1 protein-coding gene is annotated in these 218 nt (G+C 56.9%); it reads left to right on the top strand.

Going from position 1 to position 218, the window contains the following annotated elements:
- Positions 1–218 (top strand): transaldolase family protein (locus JEM65_RS21690; protein WP_306465110.1); only part of this gene is annotated, 218 nt, incomplete at both ends.

Genomic DNA, 218 nt, shown 5'->3' with positions numbered 1-218 from the left:
ATCGCGAACAGCAGATCGCCGATGCCGCCGACAAGCTGGCCGTCAACATTGGTCTGGAAATCCTTAAACTGGTTCCGGGCCGCATCTCCACGGAAGTGGACGCACGTCTGTCCTACGACACCGTAGCCAGCGTTGCCAAGGCCAAGCGCCTGATCAAACTGTACAATGATGCCGGCATCAGCAACGATCGCATCCTGATCAAACTGGCTTCTACCTGG

Source organism: Gelidibacter salicanalis (assembly GCF_016469035.1).
Lineage (GTDB): Bacteria > Bacteroidota > Bacteroidia > Flavobacteriales > Flavobacteriaceae > Gelidibacter > Gelidibacter salicanalis_A.
The sequence above is the reverse complement of the archived record's forward strand: the minus strand, read 5'-3'. Positions and strand labels throughout refer to the sequence as shown.